This window comes from Ralstonia sp. RRA, assembly GCF_037023145.1.
Lineage (GTDB): Bacteria > Pseudomonadota > Gammaproteobacteria > Burkholderiales > Burkholderiaceae > Ralstonia.
The window spans coordinates 3,624,178-3,649,293 of the sequence record NZ_CP146091.1 but is presented as its reverse complement, the minus strand read 5'-3'; the positions used below and the strand labels follow the sequence as shown (position 1 = coordinate 3,649,293).

Below are 25,116 nucleotides of genomic sequence, written 5' to 3'. Positions count from 1 at the left end.
CTGGAAAAGGGGTAAGCATGGCTGTAATTGGATACGCGCGGGTCAGCACCTGCGAACAATCACTCGACCTTCAGCTAGACGCGCTGAAACAGGCCGGGGCGACCAACACCTATGAAGACAAGGCGAGCGGCAAAACGGCCGAAAGACCAGAACTCGCCCAGTGCCTGAAAGCGCTGCGAGAAGGCGACACGTTGGTCGTGTGGCGACTAGACCGGTTGGGGCGCAACTTGCAGGACCTCGTCCGCATAGTCAACGACCTGGAAAAGCGCGGCATCAAGTTCAAGTCCCTGAAGGAATCTATCGATACTGGGAGCCCTTCCGGCAAACTTGGATTTCATATGTTTGCAGCGCTGGCCGAGTTCGAACGTGAAGTTATCAGGGAGCGAACCATGGCGGGCTTGGCGGCAGCGCGAGCGCGGGGCCGCAAAGGTGGACGCCCACAGCTCCTTGACGTCAAACAGCAGCGAGCTGCTTTGGCGATGATGAAGGACCGAGAAATGTCTGTTGCTGAAATCGGTCGCCACTTCGGTGTGTCCCGGTCTACGCTGTACAGCCTGCAGGCTGCGAGCCACAGGTCGATACTGTAGCGCCAGCAACCCGATGGCCTGCTGACCCCCTGAACCTCTTTGTTGAAGCGGTACATGGGGCTCGCAGGTGGGGGCGTTGACCAGCGATTCACTATTGCAGCGTCCAAGCCTCTTGAGCCGAAAACATCCGGCGCTGCCAAGTATTGACGGCGATTTCACTCCAGTAGACGTACTTGCCCACCCGTACGGATGGCGGAAAAGTACCGGCGTTAACCATGTTCTCCAACGTACGGGGCGAAATATTCAGGCGCTCGCACAGGTCTGCCTTGGTGAGCAGGGCTACCACCTGGGCGTTTGGGAAAGGGGTATCGGAGGCTGCATGTACCGCAGGGACTCGAGCCATGTTGCATTGACGAATGTGTTGTGGGATTGAGTATAAGAAAACGGAGGGGGGATAATTTGACGCGACACGCAGATGCAAACTTTGTCTGCCCAGCCAGAGATTTGTGGCATACTCCGCGTGCTGTCCGGTTCTGACGTTTTTCTGCCAGTGCTGACAGCGAGCCGCTGCGCTTGACTGCGCTCACGTGCGGTTAAGTGCTTGATAAATTGGACTGTTGCGTTTGGCTGCGCGGCGATTATTGGGCTGGAGCCCATTGAAAATCCGCGTGTCGGTGGTTCGATTCCGCCCCAGGCCACCAAAATTCTTCGTTCCGCAAGGCGTATCGATTCTGCGGAGCAACAAAAAAGACCTCTTCGCGAGGTCTTTTTTCATTTCCGGCCACGTCTTCCTGACACCCTCCAGTTGCCGGAGCGCCGCTCCAGCTGCCGATCTGTGGCGGAACGTCGCAGACACAAAAATTGTCCCAGAATCTCTTGACGCGCCGCAGCTTAGGGTATACCTAGCGCGGCAAACTGCGCCAAACTGTCGCAGGTCTCGGTATAGTGACTCAACGCTATCAAGCGGCAAGCACAAGGAGATTCTCCATGGCACTCGTTGGCACCGGTCACCACCACTTCCATTTCCACGCTTTCGACGGCATCAGCCGCAAGACGCGGTTGACGTGGTTGCGCAATGCCGCTGCGCTGACGTGCCTGATGGCGCTGATCGCGACCATGTGGGTGGGCGGCAATTTGTCGGCCCTGATGCACACGCCGATCGTGAACGGCGTGACCCCGCTGGCGGCGGTCATGACCCTGGCCTGCTCGTTCATGGCCGTGAGCCTGCTGGGTCTCATCGCAGCCGGGTTCTTCCAGTTCCGCATGGAGCAGCTGGACGCCCCGACCGCCTGAGTATCCCGCGCATCACTCCCTAGACGGAGGCTTCGGCCTCCGTTTTTGTTTGCCCGCGACGGCCGCACCTTCTTGGTTGCGGCCGTTTTGCTTCTGGGCCACCTCGGCGTGATCCCGATGTTGACTCATTTGTTTCAACTGAGTAGTTTACGAAACAGTTGAACCAATTATCGCGATCTCGATGACTTTCGAAGGGCTCATGCAGACGTTGCGCGACCGCGCAGCAGATCTGTCGCCACAGTTGCAGCGTGCCGCCATGCTGCTGGAAACCCACCAGCACGACATCGCGCTGCTTTCCATGCGCGATCTGGCGCGGCGCTGCGACCTGCCGCCGGCTACGTTCTCGCGCCTTGCACGGGCGCTGGGTTTTGAAGACTTTGCAGCGCTGCGCGACATCTGCGTGAATCACCTGCGCCAGCAGGCGGACGGCTTTGCCGGCCGGGCCAGCACGTTACAGGGTACCGATGCGGCGGGTGCGTCCGATGCCGAGCGCATCGGCACCGCCATCGGCGCGCACGTGCAATCGGCGTTCTCTCCGACCAATCTGGTTGCGCTAGAAGCTGCCGCTGACGCGTTGTGTTCCGCACGCCGCGTCTATCTGCTCGGCGCGCGCAGCTGCCTCGCGCTCACGCATGCGTTTGGTTATGCCGCACAGCTGTTCGACGACAAGGTCACGCTGTGCAGCGGCGCGGGCAACACGCTGGCCGATCCGCTGCGTTTTAGCGGGGAGGCCGATGTCGTCATCGCCGTCACGTTCGACCCATACACGCGCGAGGTGATCGAGGCGATGCAGTACGCGCATGCGCGCGGCGCGCGCCTCGTCTATGTGACCGACAGCGCGATCGCGCCCGGCGCAGAGCTGGCATGGCAGCAGCTGGTCGCGCCGGTGGCGATCCCGTCGTTCTTCCATTCGCTGGCTGCGCCGCTGGCGCTGCTCGATGCGCTGCTGATGACGTGGTTCCGCCGCGCCGGCCCCACCGCGCTCGCCCACCTGGCCGACAGCGACGCCCAACTCAAGCAGCAACAAGCCTACGTACGCAGCGCCCGCCGCAGTGAAGCGGCTATCGCCCATCCCGCGCCCGTCCTCCCCACCCAACGCTGACACTCCCCGACCGACCATGACACCGTCCACCACCGCCGTCTTCCATCGCGACCCGCGCAAGACGCTGCCCACCGCCATCGGCGGCGAAGGCATGACCCTCATTGATTCCGACGGCAAGCGCTATCTGGATGCCTGCGGCGGTGCTGCCGTCTCTTGCCTCGGCCACGGGCATCCGCGTGTGGTCGAGGCCATCTGCAAGCAGGTGCGCGCGCTGGCCTATGCGCACACGTCGTTCTTCACGACGGATGTGGCCGAGGAGCTCGCCGCACGCCTGACCGCCGCAGCACCGGGCGATCTCGATCACGTGTACTTCGTCTCCGGTGGCTCGGAAGCCATCGAGGCCGCACTGAAACTCGCGCGCCAATACTTCGTCGAGATCGGCCAGCCGCAGCGCCAGCTCTTCATCGCGCGTCGCCAGAGCTATCACGGCAACACGCTCGGTGCGCTGGCGATTGGCGGCAACGCATGGCGCCGGGAGCCCTTCCTGCCGCTGCTGGTGCCCGCGCATCACGTCTCGCCGTGCTTCGCTTACCGCGAGCGCCTCGACGGCGAGACCGACGGGCAATACGTGCAGCGCCTGGCAGATGAACTGGACGCGAAGATTGTCGAGCTGGGTTCTGAAAACGTCGCCGCGTTTGTCGCCGAGACGGTGGTCGGTGCCACGGCCGGTGCGGTGCCGCCGGTGGCTGATTACTTCCGCCGCATCCGCTCGGTGTGCGACCGCCACGGCGTGCTGTTGCTGCTGGACGAGGTGATGTCCGGCATGGGCCGCACGGGCACTCTCTTTGCCTACGAAGAAGATGGCGTGGTGCCCGACATGGTGGCCATTGCCAAGGGCCTGGGCGGCGGGTATCAGCCAATCGGCGCGACGCTGGTGAGCCGCCGCATCTATGACGCCATCACGCGCGGCAGCGGTTTCTTCCAGCATGGTCACACCTACATCGGCCACGCCACGGCATGCGCGGCTGCACTGGAAGTGCAGAAGGTGATTGCCGAAGAGAACCTGCTCGCCAACGTGCAGGCGCGCGGCGAGCAACTGCGCACCGCACTGCGTGCCCGCTTTGCCGACCACGCCCACGTGGGCGATGTGCGTGGCCGCGGGTTGTTCGTTGGTGTCGAGCTTGTTGCCGACCGCGCCACCAAGGCACCGCTACCGCCCGCGCACAAGACGCATGCACGCGTGAAGGCTGAAGCCATGCAGCGCGGCCTGATGGTGTATCCGATGGGCGGCACGATCGACGGCCAGCGCGGTGACCACATCCTGCTCGCGCCGCCGTTCATCGCCACCGCGCAGGACATCGACGCCATCGTCGAACGCCTGGGCGACGCCGTGGATGCCGCCACCGCCCACGCACCGGAGGCCGTGTGGTGAACCAAGCAAGCCAGCCCATCGCCATCGCCGTTGCGCCCAATGGCGCACGCAAGACACACGTCGATCACCCCGCGCTGCCGATCACGCCCGACGAACTGGCCGCCTGCGCGCGCCAGTGCGTCGAGGCCGGCGCCGCAATGCTGCATCTGCATGTGCGCCGCCCCGATGGCACGCACAGCCTGGAGCCGGACCATTACCGCCCGGCCATCGCCGCCGTGCAGCAGGCCGTGGGCGATGCACTGGTCCTCCAGATCACCACGGAAGCGGTCGGCATCTACACGCCGGAACAACAGATGGCATCGGTGCGGGCCTTGCAGCCGGAGGCCATCTCCGCCGCGCTGCGCGAGCTGGCGCCCGATGCTGCGCACGAAGCGGAAGCCGCGCGCTTCTTTGGCGAGCTTGCCGCGGCGCGCACGGCCATCCAGTACATCCTGTATTCCGCCGATGACGTGGTGCGCTACCGCGACCTGCGTGCGCGCGGCGTGTTGCCCGAGACTCCGCACTGGGTGCTGTTCGTGCTCGGCCGCTACTCGGCGGGGCAGCGCTCGGACCCGTCGGATCTGCTGCCGTTCCTGCAAGCCTGGGCCGACGGCGGCGAGGTCACAGCCAACGTGCCGTGGGCGATGTGTGCGTTCGGCCCGCGTGAAGCCGAATGCGCGCTCGCGGCAGCCCTGCTCGGCGGCCATGCCCGCCTGGGCTTCGAGAACAACATGATGCTGCCCGATGGCAGCACCGCGCCCGACAACGCGGCGCTCATCACCCATCTGCGAGGCCACCTCGACGCACTGCATCGCCCGCTGGCCAGCGCCGCAGAACTGCGCGCCTGGTTCGGCCGCTAGGGCTCTGCGCATTCATCACCACGAAGCCACCACACAGACGGCCACACATAAGGCCGCGTCACACAACCATTGGAGGAAGTATGCGTTTGACCACCCGGTGTATCCGGTCCATCCCGCTGGCGCTGGCTAGCCTGTTCGCCGTTGGTGCGCAGGCGCAGGCGCTCGACGGCACGCTCAAGAAGATCCAGGACAGCAACACCATCCTGATCGGCGTGCGCGAATCGTCGATTCCGTTTTCGTACCGCGACAGCCAGAACAAGATCATCGGTTTCTCGGCGGACCTGTGCTCGCACGTGATCGACGCGGTCAAGCAGAAGACGGGCAAGCCCAACCTGCAGGTGCAGCAGATTCCGGTCACCTCGCAGAACCGCACGTCGCTCGTGCAGAACGGCTCGGTGGATCTGGAGTGCGGCGTGACCACGCACCTGAAATCGCGCGAGCAACAGACGGCGTTCTCGACCACCTTCTTCATTGCCGGCACGCGCCTGCTGACGGGCGTGAACTCGGGCGTGAAGGATTTCCCGGACCTGGCAGGCAAGTCGGTCATCACCAACGCGGGTACCACGTCGGAGCGCATCCTGCGCAAGATGAACGACGAGAAGAAGATGAACATGAACGTCATCAGCGGCAAAGACTATGGCGAATCCTTCCTCACGCTGCAAAGCGGCCGCGTGGCGGCGTTCATGATGGATGACGTGCTGCTGGCCGGCGCACGCACACTCGCACAGAAGCCCACCGACTGGGTCGTGACCGGCACGCCGCAGTCGTTCGAGGCGTACGGCTTCATGCTGCGCAAGGATGATCCGCAGTTCAAGAAGCTGGTGGACGACACGCTCACCGGCGTCATGAAGAGCGGCGAGATCCATACGCTCTACGCCAAGTGGTTCGAGAAACCGGTGCCGCCCAAAAGCCTGAACTTCAACTTCAAGATGAGCGATCAGTTGAAGGCGCTGTACGCCAACCCGAACGACACGCCGTTCGAGTAAGAGGACAGGCCCACGTCAGATGGCTCAAGCAACCGCGCGGGCCAGCGCCGCGTGGTCCGGTTGCAGCATGCGGGCCGCCAGCAAGTGCTGTGCGGCCCAGTGGCCGGTTTCTGCGGCGCCATCCGTCCAGGGGCTGCCGAGGTAGTCTCCCGCCAGGACGACGCGGCGATCACGCCCAAGCGTATTGCGGTAGGCAGCAACCGCACGTGCGCGGCCCACGGGTGAGCGCGGCTCGGCCGCCTCCCAGCGCTGCAGATGTGTCGACACCGCGGCCCGGTCGATGCCAGGCAGGTGCGCGGCCATCGCCTCCACGACAAAGCGCACCAGCGCTGTATCGCTCAAATGCCCGGCCTCTGCCGCTGCCCGCTCGCCCAGCATCGCGCAGACGATCGGGCCATCGCCGGGCGCCTTCCCTTGCTGAAACGTGAGTGCAGCCAGCGGACTGCCTTCCACCGGCGCAAACAGCGCGCCGTACACCGGCTGGAACACCTTGGGCGCCGACCAGGACGGCGGGAGCCCCAGTGCCACATGCACACTCGGTGCGTAGCGTGCGTCCAGCACCGCAGATTCTCCAAGCCTGGTCTGTGGCAACCATGCGCGTGCGACATGCGCCGGCACGGCAAGCACCGCGCCATCGGCATCGAGCCATTCCCCGTTCACGCACAGGCGTACGCCTTCCAACGTTTCGCTGACTTGCTCCACATTCGCGCCGTAACGCACGTCGAGCGCTGACGCCATCGCACGCGGCAAGGCTTGCCAGCCACCATCGGCCGTCAGCGTATCAGCACCGTTGAAGGCCGTGAGCGCACCCAGCAGCGCGCGTGACGTGCCGGCCAGCCGATGAAAGTACAGACCGTGGACCATCGGCTCGAAAAAGTAGCGCGCGGCCGCCTCGCCGAACACGCGTGTGCTCCAGGCCTGCGCATCCTCGTCGTCCAACGCGGCAAGGCTGGCGTAGTGGCTGGGGTCGACGCCGCGTACCTCGCGCGCGGTTGCGAGGCCGCCGCGCAGCATCTGCCAGGTCTCGCCCCAGGTGAGCTGGCCGCTGGTGCCGAGCGTCCATGGGCGCTTGCTGTGCACCGCATGGAACACCGGCCCGCGCTGCATGGCCGCCACCGCCGAAGTCTTGCGCAGGCGCGAGGCCAGCCCAGCCTCCTGCAGCAATGGCAGCACGTAGCGATAGCGCGATGACACGAACTGCGCGCCGCACTCGATGGTCTGGCCGTGAAAGGGCACGCTGCGGATGCGCCCACCAGGCGAGCGTGCCGCTTCCAGCACGGTGACCGAGCAGCCGGCCCGCTGCAGATGGCGCGCGGCATTGAGCCCGGCAATGCCCGCACCCACAACGATGAAATGTCGCATGGCAAGGAAGAAGGGGATGACGGCGCCTACAATACCGGCCGGCTGCGCACCCTACACAGCCTGTCAGTTTTTGCCCCAAGGACGCCACCATGCCCAAGACCACCCGCGCGCACTGGATCGAAGCCGGTTTCGAGTTGCTCGACATCGAAGGGGCTGTCGGCATTTCTGCGGAGCGCCTCGCCCGCCGCCTGAACGTGACGCGCGGCGCGTTCTACCACCACTTCACCAGCCGCGACGACTACGTGCGCAGCCTGCTTGCCGAGTGGGAGCGCACCTACACCGGCAGCATCCTCTCGCTCATCCAGCCCGACGACACCGCCGAGACCCTGCTCATGCGCTACCTCGATGTCGCCGCATCAATGCACCCGCAGCGCGAAGTCGCCATCCGCGCCTGGGCGATGCGCGAGCCGCTGGTGGCCGACACCATGCAGCGTGTGGACGCCCTGCGGCTGGCCTTCGCCACCTCGCTGTGCAGCCTCGATGGCGGCGCACCGGGCGACGCTGCGTTCTGGGGCCGCATCGCGCACCTGTGCTTTATCGGCGCGCAGCAAACCACGGCACGCCCCGATCCCGAGGCGTTCCGTGCGTTCTTCCTGAAGTTGTTTGCAATGTCGCAGCGGCTGGCCGCGCTGGCCGAGCCGAGTTGAGCTGAGTCTCTCTAGATGCCGGCCTGCGTGACCGCCTCGATGCGCGCCACGTGCACGGCCTGCTTGATGTGCGCCGGGTTGTCGGCATAGCGTTTGGCAACGGCGCCGGCATCGATGGACGATGCAGCCTGCAACGCTTGCAGCAGGCGCTCCGTTTGCGGATAGGCGCGATCCTCAAACCCCAGCCGGCCACGGGCATCCGCCTCGCACGCCTGCAGTGCCAGACGGAAACGCTCGGGCTTGCGCAATGCATCGCAGCGTTCCAGCAGGCGCACCAGTGCCGTCGCATCAAAGCCGTCGCTGCGGTGGATGTTGCCGTGCTCGCGTGCAACGACCAATGCCAGTTCCCGGCAATCCGTCGGCACACGCAGGCGTTGGCAGACCACGTCGATCATCGGCACGCTGCGTTCTTCGTGGCCGATGTGGCGCGGCAGGATATCGTCGGGCGTGGTGCCCTTGCCGAGGTCATGCACCAGCGCGGCAAAGCGCACGGGCAGCGGCGCGCCCATGGCGGCGGCGGTCTCGATCACCATCATGGTGTGCACGCCGGTGTCGACCTCGGGGTGGTAGTCGGCACGCTGCGGCACACCCCACAGCCGATCGAGTTCGGGCAGCAGACGCACCAGCGCACCGCAATCGCGCAACACAGCAAACATGCGTTGCGGGTGCGCCTCCATCAGCCCGCGGGCGATTTCCTGCCACACGCGCTCGGGGACCAGTGCATCCACCTCGCCAGCCTGCACCATGCGCTGCATCAGCGCGTTGGTCTCGGGCGCAACGTGGAAGTCGGCAAAGCGTGCAGCAAAGCGCGCCAGCCGGAGGATGCGCACCGGGTCTTCCACGAACGCATCCGACACATGCCGGAACGTGCGCGCGGCCAGGTCGGCCTGTCCGCCATAGGGATCAATGACTGGGCCAACCAGCGCACCGTCTTCCGCCACGCGCTGCGCCATCGCGTTGATGGTCAGGTCACGGCGGATCAGGTCGTCTTCGAGTTTGACGTCGGGCGCGTAGTAGACCGAGAAGCCCTTGTAGCCGGCCGCCGTCTTGCGCTCGGTGCGGGCGAGCGCGTACTCGGCCTGCGTGCGCGGGTGCAGGAAGACCGGGAAATCCTTGCCGACGGCGCGAAAGCCGCGTGCCTCCAGGTCTTCCGGCGTGGCACCAACAACCACGTAGTCGCGATCCTGCACGGGCAGCCCGAGCAGCGCATCACGAATCGCACCGCCCACGGCATACACCTCCAACCCATGCGTGGCTGGATCGACGATCGCCTCAGTCTGTGCTGCGCGCTCCGTCATTGATTGGCGGCGACCAGTGTTTCCTCATCCAGCGCGGTGCGGTACGGCTCATCGTCGGCGATGAAGTCGTTCTCAGCGCGTGCGCCGTCAATCCACTCCTGCATGGCGGGCAGGTTGAGAATGTGGTCTGCATAGGCCTTGGCGGCTTCGGGCAGGCGCACGCCGTACGTGGCAAAGCGGCTGACCACCGGCGCATAGAACGCGTCTGCCACCGTGAAGTGGCCGAACAGGAACGGGCCTTCCGATGCGTACTTCTGGCGCAGCTCGGTCCACATCTGCGCGATGCGGTCGATGTCGCGCTGCACGGCAACGTTCCAGCCCATGCCGGGCAGCACGGCCGTCACGTTCATCGGCATGTTGCTGCGCAGGTTGCCGAAGCTGGAGTGCATCTCGGCGCAGACTGAACGGGCGTGCGCGCGGGCCTTCGGGTCCGCCGGCCACAGTTGCGCACGCGGAAAGCGCTCGGCCAGCGTCTCGCAGATGGCGAGCGAATCCCACACGGTCATGTCGCCGTCCACCAGCACCGGCACGCGGCCAGCCGGCGAGTAGCGGCGGATTTCGGTGGAAAACCCTTCAACAAACAGACGCACGCGAATCTCTTCGAACGGAATGCCGGCCTGCTTGGCCAGCAGCCACGGGCGTAGCGACCACGACGAATAGTTCTTGTTGCCGATGACCAGTTTCATGATTCCCGTCCTTGGAGAGTGCACTGCAATTATTGTGGGAGTTCGCGTATGTCACGCCGACGCACCAGAACGCTCTTGTGTTTGGCGATGGAGAATGGGGCTGCAGCGTGGGGCGAACGAGTCATTCTAGCCCTGCGCTGCAGCGCGACAAAATGAAACGGATTGGCTACGGTTGTTAGCTGGCCTCACAAACGCGGCGCACCGCGTGAGGCTTCGCTAACGATGTGCCCGGGCGCGTGCCGCGCTCAATCCAGAATTGGGGTCGAATCCGGCCAGCGCTGGCACCATCACGGCCTCCATGCCGAGCGGGTGGATACCGAGCTCCGGTGCGACCGGCTCCGCGCTGACATTGTCGACCCGCATGGAATCGAGGTTGTCGCGCGAGATGGGTGCGCCGGGCAGGTGCTCGAACAGCGCCGCCTGCATGCGGCCCAGGCCCTCCGGCAGCGGCACGATCCAGCGACGGTGGCCGCTGGCGCGTCCGGCAAAACGCATCAGCTCGGCCAGCGTGTAGACGCGCGGGCCGACCAGTGGATACGCGCGCCGGATGGTGGTCGCATTGTCGAGCGCGTTGACGAAGGCCGCCGCCACATCGTCGACGTAGACAGGCTGGAAGCGCGCATCGGCACAGGCCAGCGGCACGAACGGCGCCATGCGCTGCATGCGCGCGAACAGATTGAGAAAGTGATCCTGCGGGCCGAACACAACGGATGGGCGAAACACCGTCCAGTCCAGCTCACTGTTCATCACCACGCGTTCACCATCGCCCTTGCTGCGCAGATACATCGACGGGCCGGCGGGATCAGCGCCCAGCGCGCTCATGTGCAGCAGCCGGTCTACGCCGTGCCGGCGGCAAGCGGCGACGATGCGACGCGGCAATTCAACGTGCACGCGCTGGAACGCGGGGCCGTAGGGCATCGCACGCTCGTCCTGCAGCACGCCGACGAGGTTGATGACGGCGCAGTGTTTGCCGCCGCGTTCAGTGAGCGCCAGGAATAGCGCGTCGAGAGCGTCATCGGCGTAGATGTCGGCATCCATCACATCCACGCGCGGCAGCAATGTCAGGTTGTGCGCCCGAGCGGATTCGGCATCGCGCGTGGGCACGATCACGCGGCCTTCGGGCAGGCCGGGCGCGGCAAAGGTCTCGGTCACCAGCCGCGAGAGCAACTGTGTGCCGATAAAACCGGTGCCACCAAAAACGAGCAGATTGGAGGTGTGCATGATGCATCTCCAAGACGGGGGGAGAGGGACAGAGGGGGCTCCACCACAATACATCCCGAAAGCGACCGCCCCCAAGGCGCAACAGTGCGATGTGCTGCGTGCGGCACCGTTGTGACCGTCAGAACGCCCGCCCCAATGCAAAACGCCCGCATTGCTGCGGGCGTTTTATGACGATGTCGTCGCTTGTTGGCGTCGCTCGTTTGCGTGGCTTATGGCAAGTCGTCCGGCGTCACCGCCTCCGGCCCGACTTTGCCCAGGCGGTCCTTCAAGGACTGCGGGCGGCCGGTCATCAACGCGCTGTAGTACGTGGCGTTGGACAGCACGTTCTTCACATACGTGCGCGTCTCGTTGAAGGGAATCGTCTCGGCGAAGATCGCACCTTCCACCGGACGCGTGAGCGTCGAACGCCAGCGTTTCGGGCGGCCAGGGCCGGCGTTGTAGCCGGCAGTCGCCAGCGTCATCGAGCTATCGAGATCCGTCAGGATCATCGACAGATAGCTCGTGCCCAGCAGCACGTTGGTATCGATGTCGCTCATCTGCGAGGGGCGGAACCCCGGCAGGCCGATCTTCTTGGCCACGCGCTTGGCCGTTTCCGGCATCACCTGCATCAGGCCCGAGGCGCCCACCGACGAGCGCGCATCCATGATGAAGCGCGACTCCTGGCGGATCAGGCCGTAGGCCCAGGCGATGTCCAGACCAACGGCTTCGGCGTTGCGCTGCACCACGTTGAGGAACGGCGTGGGGAAGCGCAGCGAGAAGTCATGCTCGGCGCGAGTCTTGTCGGCCGAGTTGACGGTGCGATCGAGCAGGCCGAGCTTGCGGCCGTATTCCGCCGCGGCGATCAGCTCGCGGTCGCTCATGTTGCGCAGCTCCCAGTTCCACTCCCGGTTGCCTTCGAAGCGCAGGTTCAGGTCATACAGACGCTTGGCACGACCGAAGCCCGGGTGGTTGCGGCCCATCGGGTCGATCTCGGCATCGGTCACGGTGGTCTTTGGCGGCACCGTGATGCGCTGGCCGAGTTCTTCCTGCGCCAGTTGGCCGTAGAAGTTGAACTGCCCGGCGATCGACTGGAACTGCTTGTTGGCGTCGTCGTTACGATTGTCTGCCTTGAGCGCACGGCCGTACCAGTACGTCCAGGCCGGATCACGATCGCGCAGGGTGGGGCGCATCTTGTCGATGGCTTGGCGCACCATCTTCCAATCGCCCGCGCGCAGGGCGGTGCGTACGCGCCATTCCTGCGAATCGTCCGACAGCCACGCATCGCCGCCCAGCGTCAGTTGGCGACGGTAGGCATCGAGCGCATCCGGCGTTTGCTTCTTGGCCGCGTACTGGCCGATCACGCCCCAGCCCGCGCCTTGCTCTTCACGGGAGAGGCTGCCGCTCTGCGACATCAGATACGCCGTGGCCTGCGACGGATCATTGCGCGCCATGCGGGTGACGTTGGCCAGCGTATCGTTGTCGACGCGATCGCCCTGAGACAGCACCGCCGCGATACGCGACGCCTGCGTCACCAGGTTCTGCTCCAGCGACAGCCGGGCCGCAAAGGCAACGTCCGCACGCGTGAACTGGTTCGATTGCGCCAGATACCCGATCAGATCGATACAGCCTTCACCGTAGCCCTTCGGATCGGACAGCGTGTTGCGCGCATCGGCGGCCACGTTCTGACCCTTCATGGCGCGCGACAGCAGGGCATAGCACTCGACCTGCGTGTCGTCCTTGAGCACGAACTTCGGATACTCGACGTCGAAGGTGGCCCAGTCGCGCTTCTTGCCGAGCACCAGCAGCCAGTCGTTGCGCAAACGGTCGGCAATCGCCTCGCCCTGGTAGCGTTGCAGGAACGGGCGGATCTCATCGTCCGGCGCATCGGTGCGCGCATAGCCGCTCGCATCAAAGAGCTGCGGCTTGATACGGAAATACTGCACGTAGGATTGGATCGGGTAGTCGGACAGGCTGTCGGCCAACTCCCACGCGCGCGACACGTCATTGCGACGTGCGGCATTGCGCAACTCGACAAAGGCGTCATCCGGATTGGCCGGAATGCCTTGCGGCGCCTGGCGCTTGGCTGGCCCGGCCAACACAATCGGACTCAGCGGACCCACCGCGCCGATGCCGATCACCCCTGCAAAAGCCAGCGCCACTGCGCGATATACTGCCTTGCCCTTCAATGCCATCTCCTACCCCGTCCCATCACTGTTAGGTCGCTGAATTATCCCATGTCAGCCTTAGGGAACCCGCACGATCCGGCCAACCCCACTACGCCGATCGAATCCCGCCGCACACTGCGCGCCATGCTGCTCGACGCGCGCGCTGCGCTGCCGGACCGCGTTGCCCATGACGCCGCACTGGCGCACCACCTGGCCGACCTGCTGCGCACGCTGCCCGTCAAACGCCTGGCCGCCTACTGGCCAACGCAGGGCGAATTCGATGCGTTGACCGTGCTGGGCCACTGGTTGACGACGGATGCCACGCGCCACGCACTGCTGCCCGTGGTGACTGACAAGCTTTCGCCCTTGCAGTTTCGGCGATGGACGCCCGATTGTGAAATGGCGACGGGCGCGTACAACATCCCCATCCCCCGCTCGGGTGAGATGGAAACGCCCGATGCCTTGCTGATTCCTTGCGTCGGCTTTGATGCGCAGCGCTATCGCATCGGCTACGGTGGCGGCTTCTACGACCGCACGCTCGCCGCGCTGCACGCCGCCGGCCATCGTCCACACACCATTGGCGTGGCATTCGAGGTGAACCGGGTGGAATCCATCGCGCCGCAACCGCACGACATCGCGCTCGATTGCATCGTCACCGAGCGTGGCGTCTTTTAACTCTCCCGCAGGAACGCCTATGTCCCATACGTTGAAGACCGTTGCCGACCTCGAAGCCGTGTACGGTACGCCGAACCCGCGCTCCGTCCTGAAAGAGATCAACCACCTGAACGAGCACTACCGCGCGTTCGTGGAGGCCTCGCCGTTCATCGTGCTGTCGTCGGTGGGGGCAGCGGGCACGGATGCCTCGCCCAAGGGCGATGCGCCGGGTTTTGTGCGCATTCTTGATGCGCGCACGCTGGTGATTCCCGATCGGCCGGGCAACAACCGCATCGACAACCTGCGCAACATCGTGGAAGACGGGCGCGTGTCGGTGCTCTTCATCGTGCCGGGCGCAGGCGAAACGCTGCGCGTGAACGGCACGGCCACGATTTCGACCGATCCTGAGTTGCTCGCCGCATCTGCCGTGCAAGGCAAGCTGCCGCGCAGCGTGATCATCGTGAATGTGCAAACGGTGTACTTCCACTGCTCGAAGGCGGTGGTGCGCTCAAAACTGTGGGAGCGCGGCGCGCAGGAGACAAAACCCGCGCTGCCCACCGCAGGCAAGATCCTGCAGCACATCAGCGGCGGCACGTTTGATGGAGAAGCCTACGACCGTGAACTGCCCGAGCGGCTGAAGACGACGCTGTATTGAGCGCGTTCAGCGCTTGGCCGTCTTCTTGGCGGCGGCAGTCTTGGCAGTGACTTTCTTGGCGGCGACCTTCTTGGTCGCCGTTGTCTTTGTGGCGGCGCGTTTCGGCTTGGCCGCTTTCGCATTTGCCTCGCGCAGCGCAGCTTCAATCGCCAGTCGCACCCAATCGCGCAGCGGCTGGCCGCCATCCAGCGCATCGGCCGGCGTGCTCAGGTACCCCTTCATGCTGATGGTGCGACCCTCACGGTCGTAGCTGAACGGCACCGACTTTTCCGCAAGAAAGCGCGCCCGCGTGGCGTCATCCACGCGCAGGTAGCAGGTGCTGTCGATCACCAGCGCGAAGACAATGTCGTCGTAATACAGCGCTGCGCCGCCGAACATGCGGCGGGCGCGGATCTCGCCGATCTGCGCGGCGAGCGGTCGGAGTTCGTCAAGCAGCCAGGCGACCAGCGGATCAGGTGCGGCTGCCATGACGATCTCCTTCTTCTCTCGTTGCTTACAGACCGAGGCGCTGCCAGATGGCGCGCGTGGCGCCGGCCGCGTTGAGCGTGTAGAAGTGCAGCCCCGGCGCGCCACCTTGCAGCAGGCGATCGCACAGTGCCGTCACCACGTCCAGGCCGAAGGCGCGAATCGATTCGCGATCGTCGCCAAAGCTCTCCAGACGCTTGGCCACCCAACGCGGAATCTCGGCGCCGCACATCTCGGAAAAGCGCATCAGCTGCGACGAATTCGTGATCGGCATGATGCCGGGCACGATGGGCACGTCCACGCCCAGTTTGTGCGCGTCGGCAACAAACTGGAAGTACGCATCCGCATTGAAGAAGTACTGCGTGATGGCAGAGTTGGCGCCAGCCTTCACCTTGCGCGCGAAGTTGTCCAGATCGTGCTTGGGCGAACGCGCCTGCGGGTGGTACTCCGGATACGCCGCGACCTCGATGTGGAAGGCGTCGCCGGTTTCCTGGCGGATGAATTCGACCAGCTCATTGGCGAAGCGGAATTCACCGATCTCGCCCATGCCCGAGGGCATGTCGCCGCGCAGCGCGACGATGCGGCGGATGCCGTTCTCGCGATACGTGTTGAGGATGGCGCGGATGCTCTCGCGCGACGAGCCCACGCACGACAGGTGCGGTGCGGCCTCGATGCCTTCGCGCTGGATTTCCACCACGGCATCGAGCGTGCCCTGCTGCGTGGTGCCGCCTGCGCCGAAGGTCACGGAAATGAAACGCGGCTTGAGCGGCGAGAGCTGTGCACGCGTGTTGCGCAGCTTCTCGGCACCTTCCGCCGTCTTGGGCGGGAAGAATTCGAAACTGAATTGACGATCGTTCATGGAAGACCCATTAACGGCGCTCGCCCAGCAGCAAGCTGGACAGCAGCCACGAGATCACGCTGTACAGCACGGAGCCCAGCAGCGCCGAGCCAAAGCTGGCCACCTGGAAGCCCGACAGCACGTTGCCGACAAACATGAACAGCAGCGCGTTGATGATGAAGATGAACAGCCCGAGCGTGAGGATCGTCACCGGCAGGGTGAGGATGACCAGGATCGGACGGATCAGCGTATTGACGAGACCCAGCACAAGCGCCGCAATCAGCGCGGAGGTGAAACCGGCGACGTGGATGCCTTTGAGCAGATAGGCGACAAGGAGCAACGCCAGCGCGTTGATGACCCAGACAGCGAGCAGTCTCATGGGGAGTCCTCGGGTTGAATGCCGGCGGCGGGGTGCCGCCGGCAGGTACAGCTTAGTAGCGGTAGTGGTCAGCCTTGTACGGGCCTTGCTTGCTCACGCCAATGTACGCGGCTTGCTGATCCGTCAACTCGGTCAGCTGCGCATTCAGCTTCTTCAACTGCAGGCGCGCGACCTTCTCGTCCAGATGCTTAGGCAGCGTGTACACGCCCACCGGGTACTTGTTCGAGCCCTTCTGCGCTTCGGTCCACAGCTCGATCTGGGCGATGGTCTGGTTGGCGAACGAGCTGCTCATCACGTACGACGGGTGGCCCGTGGCGCAACCCAGGTTCACCAGGCGGCCCTTGGCGAGGATGATGATCTTCTTGCCGTCCGGGAAGATCACGTGATCGACCTGCGGCTTGATCTCTTCCCACTGGTACTTCTCGATCGAGGCGATGTCGATCTCGTTATCGAAGTGGCCGATGTTGCAGACGATGGCCTGGTCCTTCATCTTGGCCATGTGGTCGTGCGTGATGACGTGGTAGTTGCCCGTGCAGGTCACGAAAATGTCGCCGTGCTCGGCAGCGTAGTCCATGGTGACCACGCGGTAGCCTTCCATGGCGGCCTGCAGTGCGCAGATCGGGTCGATTTCCGTCACCCACACTTGCGCCGACAGCGCGCGCAGCGCCTGGGCCGAACCCTTGCCCACGTCACCGTAGCCGGCCACGATTGCCACCTTGCCGGCGATCATCACATCGGTCGCGCGCTTGATGCCGTCGACCAGCGATTCACGGCAGCCGTACAGGTTGTCGAACTTGCTCTTGGTGACCGAGTCGTTCACGTTGATGGCCGGGAAGCGCAGTTCGCCGCGCTGGGCCATCTGGTACAGGCGGTGCACGCCCGTGGTGGTTTCTTCGGTCACGCCCTTGATGGCGTCGAGGTTGCGGCTGTAGAAGGTCGCGTCCTTCGCCAGCTTTTCCTTGATGGCCGCGAACAGGTACGTCTCTTCTTCGCTGGTCGGCTTGGAGATGACGGAAGCATCCTTCTCAGCCTTGGCGCCCAGGTGCAGCAGCACCGTCGCGTCGCCGCCATCGTCCAGGATCATGTTGGGCGTGCCGCCGTCGGCCCATTCGAAGATGCGGTGGGTGAAGTCCCAGTATTCCTTGAGCGATTCGCCCTTGTACGCAAATACCGGCGTGCCCGACACGGCAATCGCCGCAGCAGCGTGGTCCTGCGTCGAGAAGATGTTGCACGAGGCCCAGCGCACGTCGGCGCCGAGTGCCTTGAGCGTCTCGATCAGCACGGCGGTCTGGATGGTCATGTGCAGCGAGCCGGCAATACGCGCGCCCTTGAGCGGCTGGCTGGCGGCAAACTCGTCGCGAATCGCCATCAGGCCGGGCATCTCGGTCTCGGCAATGGCGATTTCCTTGCGGCCCCAGTCGGCCAGCTTGATGTCGGCGACGAGGTAGTCGTTCTTGAGGTCGGTCACAGCGTTCATTGGATCACTCCGAAAAGATGGGGGTGACCGCACGCTGGAGAGATAACTGCTGAGTCGGAGCGCCCACGCGCTTCAATGCGCCGGACCCCGGATAGATGCGTTCTCGCCATCGTGTCAGCCACGATACTGCGAGCGCCGTTTGAACTTCCGAGCCTGGCGGTCGGGGCAGTGCCCGCCCGTTGCAACGCTCCTCGGAATGGGCTGGATTGTAGCGGATTCAGTGCCGGTGCGGCAGGTCAACACGCGCTTGCCGTGTGATGCATGAGGCCACCGGCAAATGAAAACGAGGCCGGTCAAGGCTTTCGCCCGGACCGGCCTCGCTTTCAGCGTCGCGATTTCGCCACCTTGGCCGTCAACGACGGCCCCGTGAGGCGATCAACCTTTCCTGTACTCGGGTGGGCTGGCAAAGCGATGATCGTCGCCCGATTTGTCATCGCCCGGGAATGCATTCGGGCCTTCCGCTGGGGACGGCTTGCTCTTCTTGTTCGGGTCGTACAGCTCAAACACGGCGGTACCAATCACACCAACATTGCTGGCCGCCCCGTTCTTGCTGTTGGCCGCGTAGGCGTCGTCCACCTCAGCAAAACGGAACGCAGCCACTTCCTTCCGGCTCTTGCGGAATCCTTCCACCTGCAGGGTTTCACCCGGCTTCAGAACATAGCCGTTGTTTCGGATGCTGCCTGCCCGGCCGTTCATCACGTCCAGGCCATCCACCGTGGTGACGATTTCGTAGATGGTCTGCTTCGAGTAATTCTGATACTGCAGCACATAGCGTTCACCTTTCTTACCTTGCAGGTGACCGTTCGCGCCATCCAGGTAAATCGACCACGGCTCGTTTCCGTCACGAAGCACGGTCAATCCGATCCGGCCTTTGGCGAGCATGATTTCGCGGACGGCTCGGCCTTCTCCGCTGGCCTCCGAGTACGACAGCGTGTGCTGAATCACCGGCTCGCTGCTCACACGCCGAAGATCGACCGTTTGCAGGCGCGATTCAATCCCTTCGCCCCACTGCGTGCCGAGTTGCGCGGAATCCGCGCGCTTGTCCAACGCTACGGGTTGTTGGGCGCATCCGGCGACAACCATCGCGCACAAGGCCGCCATGAGGCTGGCCAACATCCATCGCATTCTGTTCAGTTTCATGGCTTCGCATTCAATTGCGGTGCTCAATAGCCGCCGGCGCATTGGGTGGCCGGGCCTCGGCTGCATTATCCACGGCCAAAACCGGCGCCACGTTACTGAATCAACACAAACGCCAATCATGGAAGACGCGCGCTTCAGTGATCCAACAGCATGTTCAACATCCGCTGCGGATTCGCCAGAAAATCCCGCGTCACCTGAAAGTGCTCGGTCTCCTCATAGGCGATGCGCCGGATGCCGTCACCATCGCACTGATAGATCCACGCATCGGGATACGCCATCAAGATCGGCGAGTGCGTGGCGATGACGAACTGGCTCTCTGCTTTCACCAGGTCGTGCAGACGCGTGAGCACCGCCAGTTGCCGCTGCGGCGAAAGCGCGGCCTCGGGTTCGTCGAGCAGGTACAGGCCGTTGGGACCGAAGCGGTTCATCAGCAGCGCGAGGAACGACTCGCCATGCGATTGCGCGTGCAGTGACTTGCCGCCGTACGAATCGATCACGCGTCCGCCGAGGCCGGGCTCGTCATCCATCTGCTGGATGTTGGTGGCCACGTTGAAGAAGCTCTCGGCGCGCAGGAAGAACTCGGTGCGCGGCTTCCGGAAGCCTCGAGCGATGCGCAAATGGGCGTGCAGTTCGGAGTGCGACGCATGCGTGCTGAAGCGGAAGTTGCGCGAGCCGCCTTCAGCGTTGAAGCCCAGCGCCACGGCCATCGCTTCCATGAGCGTTGATTTGCCGGAGCCGTTCTCGCCAACCAGGAAAGTGACCTTGGGGTGCAGCTCCAGCGTATCGAGCGCGCGCACGGCGGGCAGGCTGAACGGATACGCATCGAAGGTGGTGATGGTGTCGCGCCGCAGCGTGACGTGGCTGACGAACTGGCCGGTAAGCATGGTCGGCAGGGCAAATGGACGATGCCCGCATCGTATCGCGCGTAGCGTGCAGCACACAGCACTGTCAATGCGCTGTCACACGCCAACCTTGCGATCGGGTTAGGAAGCGGCGCACCCGCATCACAGACGTGCAACACGCGGGCACCAGAGTGCCGGGCATCGTTCAGGGAGCCAACGATGCACAACCATAAACTCACGAAGTACGCCGCCGCCGCGGCAGTTGCACTGGCCATGGCTGCGTGCGGCAGCGACGGCACATCCACGGCCGGCACGGCCGAGCCCGATGCCGGCAAGCCGACCACCCCGTCCACCGGACCGACCAAGAACGTCGTGTTCTTCCTGGGCGACGGCATGGGTCTGACCACCATGACCGCCGCGCGCATCTACAAGGTGGGCGAAGACGGCGAGCTGACCATGGACACGCTGCCGGAAACCGGCTTCGTGCGTACCTTCTCGAACAACGCACAGGTGACCGACTCGGCGCCGTCGATGTCGGCCTACATGACCGGCGTGAAGATGAACAACGAGGTCATCTCCATGTCGCCGGACACCAGCGCCTATGACGCGGGCGGCAAGGACTACCTGTCGGGCGCCGACAGCACCTGCCCGAGCGGCAACGGCAAGCCCGTCACCACGCTGCTCGAACTGATGAAGGCCGCAGGCTACGGCACGGGCGTGGTCACCACCACGCGCATCACGCACGCCACGCCGGCCGCCACGTACGCGCACATCTGCCACCGCGACGGTGAGAACACCATCGCCGCACAACTCACGCCGGGCGGCGCAGGCTACAACGCTGCGCTGGGCGACGGCGTGGACGTGATCTTCGGCGGCGGCCGCAAGCACTTCCTGTCGAGCAAGAACGACGGCGGTGTGCGCACCGACGGCCGCGACCTCACGAAGGATCTGCAGAAGGCCGGCTACAGCTATGCCAGCACCCGTGCGCAGTTCGATGCACTGTCGGCCAGCAGCAAGAAGGTCGTCGGCCTGTTCACCAGCAGCCACATGTCGTACGACCTGGACCGCAACCCGGCTGATGAGCCGAGCCTGGGCGAGATGACCAACAAGGCCATCGACGTGCTCGCCGCCAAGAAGAAGGGCTTCTTCCTGATGGTGGAAGGCGGCCGCATCGACCACGCGCTGCACGAAACCACCGCCCGCAAGGCACTGCAGGACACGGTGGCGTTCGACTCGGCCATTCGCGGCGCGATCGACAAGCTCAACACGATCGACCCGGGCCTGAAGAACACGCTGATCGTCGTGACGGCTGACCACGACCACACGCTGGTGCTCAACGGCTACGCCAAGCGCACGGGCCCGAGCAGCGACGCCAACCCTGGCGTGCTCGGCCTGCTGAAGAACTACGTGACGGGCGCCAACGCTGTCGACTCCACCGGCGCGCCGTTCACCATCATCGGCTTTGGTACCGGCGAGAGCCGCAAGCCCAACCGCGGCGCGCTGACGGATGCTGACGTCTACGCCCCGACGTACCACCAGGAAGCTGTCATCCCGGTCGCACCAGGCGGCGAGACGCACGGCGGCACCGATGTCTTCATCGGCGCACGCGGCCTGGGCGCCGAGCGCTTTACCGGCACGATGGACAACACCGAGGTCTTCGGCCTCATCAAGCAGGCCGTGGGTCTGTAAGAGGGAGCGGGCAAATCATGAACAAGCAATCGAACCGCATCATTCGCGCGAGCCTGTTGGCGCTGGCCGCCGGTGCCTGTGCCCAAGCGCACGCCGCTGGTGAAGCCAAGAACGTGATCTTCTTCCTGGGCGACGGCATGGGCCCGACCACCGTCACCGCCACGCGCATCTACAAGGTGGGCGAGAGCGGCAAGCTGACGATGGAAACGCTCAAGCGCACGGCGCGCATCAAGACGTATTCCAACGATGCGCAGACCACCGACAGCGCCCCGTCGATGTCGGCCTACATGACCGGCGTGAAGATGAACAACGAAGTCATCTCCATGTCGCAGGACACCAAGGCCAGCGATGCCACCGGCAAGGGCTATGTGACGGGCTCCGATAGCACCTGCCCCGCAGGCAACGGCACGCCCGCCACCACGCTGCTGGAGCTGGCCAAGGCAGCTGGCAAGTCGGTGGGCGCCGTCACCACCACGCGCCTGACGCACGCCACGCCGGCTGCCACGTACTCGCACATCTGCCACCGCGATGGCGAAAACCAAATCGCCGCACAAGGCACGCCGGGCAATGCGCTGTTCAACGCCGCGCTCAAGGATGGTGTGGACGTGCTGCTCGGTGGCGGCCGCCGCCACTACCTGCCGCAGGGCACCGCCGGCAGCAAGCGCACGGACACCACCGACCTGATCGGCCAGTTCACGGCAGCCAACTACAAGTACGTGAGCACCGGCACGCAATTGGCGGCGGTCGACCCGGCCAGCACCACCAAGCTGCTCGGCCTGTTCAACCTGGACCACATGAACTACGAGCTGGACCGCAAGAAGAACAATGTGGACGAACCCAGCCTGGCGGACATGACCGAGAAGGCCGTGCGCGTGCTGCAGAAGAACGGCAAGGGCTACTTCCTGATGGTGGAAGGCGGCCGCATCGACCACGCGCTGCACGGCACCAACGCCAAGCGCGCACTGGAAGATGCCGGTGCGTTTGACGAAGCCATCAAGCGCGCGCTGTCGATTGCGGATCTGTCCAACACGCTGATCGTCGTGACGGCCGACCACGACCACACGATGACGATCAACGGTTACCCGCGCAAGGGCAACCCGATCCTGGGTGTGTCGAACGACATCAAGACGGGTCAGCCGCAACTGGCCGCCGACGGCCTGCCGTACACCACGCTGGTGTTCGGCAACGGCGGCACGCCGCGCAAGGCCACGCGTGACAACGTGGCCGGTATCGACACGACGGCGGATGACTACTTGCAGGAAGTGGGCGTGCAGCTCGGCACGCCTGGTTCGGAAACGCACGGCGGCGGGGATGTGATGCTGTTCTCCTCTGGTCCGGGCAGCGCACCGCTGAAGGGCACGCTGGACAACACGAAAGTGTTCGGCGTGGTCAAGACGGCCATGGGCCTCTGATCCTGGCGTTTCCATTGACGCGCATGCCGAGGCAATCGGCATGCGCTTTTTTCGTTTTGGCTTTCCCGACTTCGCATTCGTATGACCCGATCTGCCCGCCTTCTGTTTTCGTTTGCGCTGGCCGCGCTCGCTGCCACTGCACAGGCCGCCGGCCCGGCTGCATCCGTGCCGCTCACTGCGCTACGTGTTGAACACCAACTGTCATCGCTCGGCACCGACGGCATCCAGCGCGACATGCGCTTTGCCGAGCGCGTCTACCGCCAGGGCGACCGCGTGTGGATCGCGCGTGAACTGCCGCCGGCCTCTACCCACGCCGAGCATGACGCCACCAACACCCACGCCGGCCACAAGCACGCCGACACCGACACCGCCCCGCGCTGGATCGAACGCGACGCCAAGGGCGCACTGACCGTGCGCGTGGTGAGCGAATCGCAGCAGAAGAACTACAACGTGCTGCCCGCCGAGTATTCCAACATCGGCTTCGACGGCTCGTGGGCAACGGCATACCACCTGCTCGACCCGGCCGCGCTCAAGGGCATGCGCGCAGAAGGCCCGGTGCGCAACGGCGTGCAGACCTACCGCTCGGCCCAGGGCGAGCGCACCGTCACGGTGGAATGGGATGTGGCCGGCCAGTATCCGCGCCGCGTGGAATCGCGCAACGCCAGCGGCTCGCAGCGCAAGCTCACGCGCGTGACGGCGCTGCCCGCCCCGGCCGCTGCACCGTGGGTACGTGCCCAGCGCTTTGCCGCCGCCGACTACACCGACCTGATGGATTGAACGCCCCCGCGCCGGACGGCAAGTCCCGACGCGGACTCTCCAGGCGCCGGTGCTGACTCCCCGGAAACCAGTGCTGGCTTGTTAGGAGCTGATGCCGGCTCCCTGGCAACCGGCACTGGCGCCTTAAGAGTTGATGCTGACTCCCTGGAAACCGGCGCTGGCTCCTTAGGAACGGATGCCGACTCTCTGGAAACTACTGGCGGCTCTCCGAGACCCGCTGCTGACTCTCCAAGAGCCGGCACTGACTCTCCGAGACGCGATCCCGGCTTCCGGAGCGTCATCGCCACGTCCCTGGGCCTCGGTCATGGTGCGCGGCACCACGCACGCCGATCCGGCTGCGATGGCGCTATAGTGCGAGCAACCCCCAACGCCGCTTGCACACGTCCCCCGCCATGACAATCACTGACCCGACTCTTGCCGCGTTTGCCGCCCCCGCCTCGCACGTGCCGCGCGTACTCACCATCGCCGGTTCGGACAGCGGCGGCGGCGCGGGCATCCAGGCCGACCTGAAGACGTTTGCGGCGCTCGGCTGCTACGGCATGTCGGCCATCACGGCCATCACCGCGCAGAACACGCTGGGCGTGACGGCGGTGGAATCGCTCACGCCGGACATCGTCGCCGCGCAGATCGATGCCGTGGCAGGCGACATCGGCGTGGACGCCGCCAAAACCGGCATGCTGGGCACGCCACAGGTGGTGGAAGCCATCCTCTCGGCGCTGGACCGCCACCCGATCGCCAACCTCGTCGTCGATCCGGTCATGGTCAGCACCAGCGGCGCGCAGCTCGGCACCGATGCCACCGTGCAGGCCATGGCGAAATGGCTGTTCCCGCGCGCGCTGATCGTCACGCCCAACCTGCCGGAAGCGAGCGCGCTGCTCGGCCGCGACATCCGCACGGCCGACGACATGCTGCCGGCCGCGCGCGATCTGCTGGCGCTGGGCCCGCGTGCGGTGCTGCTCAAGGGCGGGCATCTGGCGGATGTGGCTACCGCCGGTGAAGACGGCGTGCTGCAAGACGTGCTCGTCACCGCCGACGGCACCGAGCGCGTCTACGCGCACACCTACATCGACACGCCGCACACGCACGGTACGGGTTGCACGTTGTCCGCTGCCATTGCCGCGCACCTCGCGCGTGGCGACACGCTGGAAGCCGCCATCGAGGCTGCGCTCGACTACTTGCTGCACGCCATCGGCGCGGGGCGTCACCTGGCGCTGGGGCGCGGGGCCGGCCCGCTCAACCACGGCTTTGCGCCGCGTCCGCTGGCTGCACCGCGCGCGCTGGAAGTGGACATCGACGAAGACTGATCCAAAG

25 protein-coding genes and 1 riboswitch are annotated in these 25,116 nt (G+C 64.9%); of the genes, 13 read left to right on the top strand and 12 right to left on the bottom strand.

Annotated elements, in window-relative coordinates:
• Positions 1-17: 17 nt before the first annotated feature.
• Positions 18-587: a recombinase family protein gene (locus tag V6657_RS17555; RefSeq protein ID WP_048935200.1), complete on the top strand. Its 570-nt coding sequence runs from the start codon at positions 18-20 to the stop codon at positions 585-587.
• Between the two features lie 91 nt (positions 588-678).
• On the opposite strand, the gene V6657_RS17550 is transcribed toward V6657_RS17555, so the two are convergent.
• Entirely contained in the window at positions 679-930 is a 252-nt protein-coding gene (locus V6657_RS17550; protein ID WP_082170281.1) for a helix-turn-helix domain-containing protein, read from the bottom strand.
• A gap of 584 nt (positions 931-1,514) precedes the next feature.
• Between V6657_RS17550 and V6657_RS17545 the strand changes: the two genes are divergently transcribed.
• The 5 genes from V6657_RS17545 (at position 1,515) to V6657_RS17525 (ending at position 6,119) form a co-directional block, all read left to right on the top strand.
• Positions 1,515-1,820: a hypothetical protein gene (locus V6657_RS17545; protein ID WP_048935201.1), complete on the top strand. Its 306-nt coding sequence runs from the start codon at positions 1,515-1,517 to the stop codon at positions 1,818-1,820.
• Positions 1,821-2,001: 181 nt separating this feature from the next.
• Complete coding sequence (locus V6657_RS17540) at positions 2,002-2,922, top strand: MurR/RpiR family transcriptional regulator (protein ID WP_048935202.1); 921 nt, start codon at positions 2,002-2,004, stop codon at positions 2,920-2,922.
• A 16-nt stretch (positions 2,923-2,938) separates the two neighbouring features.
• Positions 2,939-4,294 (top strand): aspartate aminotransferase family protein, encoded by a 1,356-nt coding sequence (locus V6657_RS17535; protein WP_048935203.1) that lies wholly within the window; start codon positions 2,939-2,941, stop codon positions 4,292-4,294.
• Positions 4,291-5,133, top strand: coding sequence for a 3-keto-5-aminohexanoate cleavage protein (locus V6657_RS17530; RefSeq protein ID WP_048935277.1), 843 nt, complete (start codon positions 4,291-4,293; stop codon positions 5,131-5,133). Before V6657_RS17535 ends, V6657_RS17530 begins: the two co-directional genes overlap by 4 nt.
• Positions 5,134-5,213: 80 nt before the next feature.
• Complete coding sequence (locus tag V6657_RS17525; RefSeq protein ID WP_048935204.1) at positions 5,214-6,119, top strand: glutamate/aspartate ABC transporter substrate-binding protein; 906 nt, start codon at positions 5,214-5,216, stop codon at positions 6,117-6,119.
• A 24-nt stretch (positions 6,120-6,143) separates the two neighbouring features.
• Here the strand turns inward: V6657_RS17525 and V6657_RS17520 are convergent, their stop codons facing one another.
• Positions 6,144-7,481: an FAD-dependent oxidoreductase gene (locus tag V6657_RS17520; protein WP_048935205.1), complete on the bottom strand. Its 1,338-nt coding sequence runs from the start codon at positions 7,479-7,481 to the stop codon at positions 6,144-6,146.
• An 89-nt stretch (positions 7,482-7,570) separates the two neighbouring features.
• Here V6657_RS17520 and V6657_RS17515 point away from each other — a divergent pair, with 89 nt between their 5' ends.
• Positions 7,571-8,128 (top strand): TetR/AcrR family transcriptional regulator, encoded by a 558-nt coding sequence (locus V6657_RS17515; protein WP_048935206.1) that lies wholly within the window; start codon positions 7,571-7,573, stop codon positions 8,126-8,128.
• Between the two features lie 11 nt (positions 8,129-8,139).
• Here V6657_RS17515 and V6657_RS17510 read toward each other — a convergent pair whose 3' ends face one another.
• The 4 genes from V6657_RS17510 to V6657_RS17495 form a co-directional block, all read right to left on the bottom strand.
• Entirely contained in the window at positions 8,140-9,426 is a 1,287-nt protein-coding gene (locus tag V6657_RS17510) for a multifunctional CCA addition/repair protein (RefSeq protein WP_048935207.1), read from the bottom strand.
• A complete protein-coding gene (locus V6657_RS17505; protein WP_048935208.1) occupies positions 9,423-10,112 on the bottom strand; it encodes a glutathione S-transferase family protein in 690 nt (229 codons plus the stop codon). The genes V6657_RS17510 and V6657_RS17505 overlap by 4 nt, the downstream gene beginning before the upstream one ends.
• Positions 10,113-10,328: 216 nt before the next feature.
• On the bottom strand, positions 10,329-11,333 hold the full coding sequence (locus V6657_RS17500) for a complex I NDUFA9 subunit family protein (RefSeq protein WP_048935209.1): 1,005 nt from the start codon (positions 11,331-11,333) through the stop codon (positions 10,329-10,331).
• A 209-nt stretch (positions 11,334-11,542) separates the two neighbouring features.
• Positions 11,543-13,504 carry a lytic transglycosylase domain-containing protein gene (locus tag V6657_RS17495; protein WP_048935210.1) on the bottom strand — a complete coding sequence of 654 codons (1,962 nt, stop codon included), beginning with the start codon at positions 13,502-13,504 and terminating at the stop codon, positions 11,543-11,545.
• 42 nt (positions 13,505-13,546) lie between these two features.
• Between V6657_RS17495 and V6657_RS17490 the strand changes: the two genes are divergently transcribed.
• Both V6657_RS17490 and V6657_RS17485 read left to right on the top strand, forming a co-directional pair.
• Positions 13,547-14,152: a 5-formyltetrahydrofolate cyclo-ligase gene (locus tag V6657_RS17490; protein ID WP_048935211.1), complete on the top strand. Its 606-nt coding sequence runs from the start codon at positions 13,547-13,549 to the stop codon at positions 14,150-14,152.
• A 19-nt stretch (positions 14,153-14,171) separates the two neighbouring features.
• On the top strand, positions 14,172-14,786 hold the full coding sequence (locus V6657_RS17485) for a pyridoxamine 5'-phosphate oxidase family protein (protein ID WP_048935212.1): 615 nt from the start codon (positions 14,172-14,174) through the stop codon (positions 14,784-14,786).
• Positions 14,787-14,792: 6 nt separating this feature from the next.
• Here the strand turns inward: V6657_RS17485 and V6657_RS17480 are convergent, their stop codons facing one another.
• The 6 genes from V6657_RS17480 to V6657_RS17455 form a co-directional block, all read right to left on the bottom strand.
• Positions 14,793-15,254, bottom strand: a complete 462-nt coding sequence (locus V6657_RS17480; RefSeq protein ID WP_048935213.1) for a TfoX/Sxy family protein — start codon at positions 15,252-15,254, stop codon at positions 14,793-14,795.
• Positions 15,255-15,279: 25 nt separating this feature from the next.
• Positions 15,280-16,110, bottom strand: a complete 831-nt coding sequence (gene metF, locus V6657_RS17475) for a methylenetetrahydrofolate reductase [NAD(P)H] (RefSeq protein WP_048935214.1) — start codon at positions 16,108-16,110, stop codon at positions 15,280-15,282.
• Between the two features lie 10 nt (positions 16,111-16,120).
• The gene (locus V6657_RS17470; protein WP_021196989.1) at positions 16,121-16,468 is read right to left on the bottom strand and encodes a phage holin family protein; all 348 of its coding nucleotides are present in this window, start codon (positions 16,466-16,468) and stop codon (positions 16,121-16,123) included.
• A 52-nt stretch (positions 16,469-16,520) separates the two neighbouring features.
• Positions 16,521-17,945 (bottom strand): adenosylhomocysteinase, encoded by a 1,425-nt coding sequence (gene ahcY, locus V6657_RS17465; RefSeq protein ID WP_048935215.1) that lies wholly within the window; start codon positions 17,943-17,945, stop codon positions 16,521-16,523.
• Positions 17,946-18,068: 123 nt separating this feature from the next.
• Positions 18,069-18,144, bottom strand: a riboswitch (S-adenosyl-L-homocysteine riboswitch).
• A 176-nt stretch (positions 18,145-18,320) separates the two neighbouring features.
• Positions 18,321-19,085, bottom strand: coding sequence for a hypothetical protein (locus V6657_RS17460; protein WP_082170282.1), 765 nt, complete (start codon positions 19,083-19,085; stop codon positions 18,321-18,323).
• A 134-nt stretch (positions 19,086-19,219) separates the two neighbouring features.
• Entirely contained in the window at positions 19,220-19,969 is a 750-nt protein-coding gene (locus V6657_RS17455) for an AAA family ATPase (RefSeq protein ID WP_048935216.1), read from the bottom strand.
• 177 nt (positions 19,970-20,146) lie between these two features.
• Here V6657_RS17455 and V6657_RS17450 point away from each other — a divergent pair, with 177 nt between their 5' ends.
• The 4 genes from V6657_RS17450 (at position 20,147) to thiD (ending at position 25,109) form a co-directional block, all read left to right on the top strand.
• Entirely contained in the window at positions 20,147-21,616 is a 1,470-nt protein-coding gene (locus tag V6657_RS17450) for an alkaline phosphatase (protein ID WP_048935217.1), read from the top strand.
• Positions 21,617-21,633: 17 nt separating this feature from the next.
• A complete protein-coding gene (locus tag V6657_RS17445; RefSeq protein WP_048935218.1) occupies positions 21,634-23,028 on the top strand; it encodes an alkaline phosphatase in 1,395 nt (464 codons plus the stop codon).
• Between the two features lie 81 nt (positions 23,029-23,109).
• Positions 23,110-23,805: a hypothetical protein gene (locus V6657_RS17440; RefSeq protein ID WP_048935219.1), complete on the top strand. Its 696-nt coding sequence runs from the start codon at positions 23,110-23,112 to the stop codon at positions 23,803-23,805.
• A 392-nt stretch (positions 23,806-24,197) separates the two neighbouring features.
• Complete coding sequence (gene thiD / locus V6657_RS17435; protein ID WP_048935220.1) at positions 24,198-25,109, top strand: bifunctional hydroxymethylpyrimidine kinase/phosphomethylpyrimidine kinase; 912 nt, start codon at positions 24,198-24,200, stop codon at positions 25,107-25,109.
• Positions 25,110-25,116 lie beyond the last annotated feature (7 nt).

Bases quoted from the DNA above. Each gene is read 5' to 3' on its own strand.
- V6657_RS17555 (WP_048935200.1), top strand. From the start codon at position 18: ATGGCTGTAATTGGATACGCGCGGGTCAGCACCTGCGAACAATCACTC.
- V6657_RS17550 (WP_082170281.1), bottom strand. From the start codon at position 930: ATGGCTCGAGTCCCTGCGGTACATGCAGCCTCCGATACCCCTTTCCCA.
- V6657_RS17545 (WP_048935201.1), top strand. From the start codon at position 1,515: ATGGCACTCGTTGGCACCGGTCACCACCACTTCCATTTCCACGCTTTC.
- V6657_RS17540 (WP_048935202.1), top strand. From the start codon at position 2,002: ATGACTTTCGAAGGGCTCATGCAGACGTTGCGCGACCGCGCAGCAGAT.
- V6657_RS17535 (WP_048935203.1), top strand. From the start codon at position 2,939: ATGACACCGTCCACCACCGCCGTCTTCCATCGCGACCCGCGCAAGACG.
- V6657_RS17525 (WP_048935204.1), top strand. From the start codon at position 5,214: ATGCGTTTGACCACCCGGTGTATCCGGTCCATCCCGCTGGCGCTGGCT.
- V6657_RS17520 (WP_048935205.1), bottom strand. From the start codon at position 7,481: ATGCGACATTTCATCGTTGTGGGTGCGGGCATTGCCGGGCTCAATGCC.
- V6657_RS17515 (WP_048935206.1), top strand. From the start codon at position 7,571: ATGCCCAAGACCACCCGCGCGCACTGGATCGAAGCCGGTTTCGAGTTG.
- V6657_RS17510 (WP_048935207.1), bottom strand. From the start codon at position 9,426: ATGACGGAGCGCGCAGCACAGACTGAGGCGATCGTCGATCCAGCCACG.
- V6657_RS17505 (WP_048935208.1), bottom strand. From the start codon at position 10,112: ATGAAACTGGTCATCGGCAACAAGAACTATTCGTCGTGGTCGCTACGC.
- V6657_RS17500 (WP_048935209.1), bottom strand. From the start codon at position 11,333: ATGCACACCTCCAATCTGCTCGTTTTTGGTGGCACCGGTTTTATCGGC.
- V6657_RS17495 (WP_048935210.1), bottom strand. From the start codon at position 13,504: ATGGCATTGAAGGGCAAGGCAGTATATCGCGCAGTGGCGCTGGCTTTT.
- V6657_RS17490 (WP_048935211.1), top strand. From the start codon at position 13,547: ATGTCAGCCTTAGGGAACCCGCACGATCCGGCCAACCCCACTACGCCG.
- V6657_RS17485 (WP_048935212.1), top strand. From the start codon at position 14,172: ATGTCCCATACGTTGAAGACCGTTGCCGACCTCGAAGCCGTGTACGGT.
- V6657_RS17480 (WP_048935213.1), bottom strand. From the start codon at position 15,254: ATGGCAGCCGCACCTGATCCGCTGGTCGCCTGGCTGCTTGACGAACTC.
- metF (WP_048935214.1), bottom strand. From the start codon at position 16,110: ATGAACGATCGTCAATTCAGTTTCGAATTCTTCCCGCCCAAGACGGCG.
- V6657_RS17470 (WP_021196989.1), bottom strand. From the start codon at position 16,468: ATGAGACTGCTCGCTGTCTGGGTCATCAACGCGCTGGCGTTGCTCCTT.
- ahcY (WP_048935215.1), bottom strand. From the start codon at position 17,945: ATGAACGCTGTGACCGACCTCAAGAACGACTACCTCGTCGCCGACATC.
- V6657_RS17460 (WP_082170282.1), bottom strand. From the start codon at position 19,085: ATGAAACTGAACAGAATGCGATGGATGTTGGCCAGCCTCATGGCGGCC.
- V6657_RS17455 (WP_048935216.1), bottom strand. From the start codon at position 19,969: ATGCTTACCGGCCAGTTCGTCAGCCACGTCACGCTGCGGCGCGACACC.
- V6657_RS17450 (WP_048935217.1), top strand. From the start codon at position 20,147: ATGCACAACCATAAACTCACGAAGTACGCCGCCGCCGCGGCAGTTGCA.
- V6657_RS17445 (WP_048935218.1), top strand. From the start codon at position 21,634: ATGAACAAGCAATCGAACCGCATCATTCGCGCGAGCCTGTTGGCGCTG.
- V6657_RS17440 (WP_048935219.1), top strand. From the start codon at position 23,110: ATGACCCGATCTGCCCGCCTTCTGTTTTCGTTTGCGCTGGCCGCGCTC.
- thiD (WP_048935220.1), top strand. From the start codon at position 24,198: ATGACAATCACTGACCCGACTCTTGCCGCGTTTGCCGCCCCCGCCTCG.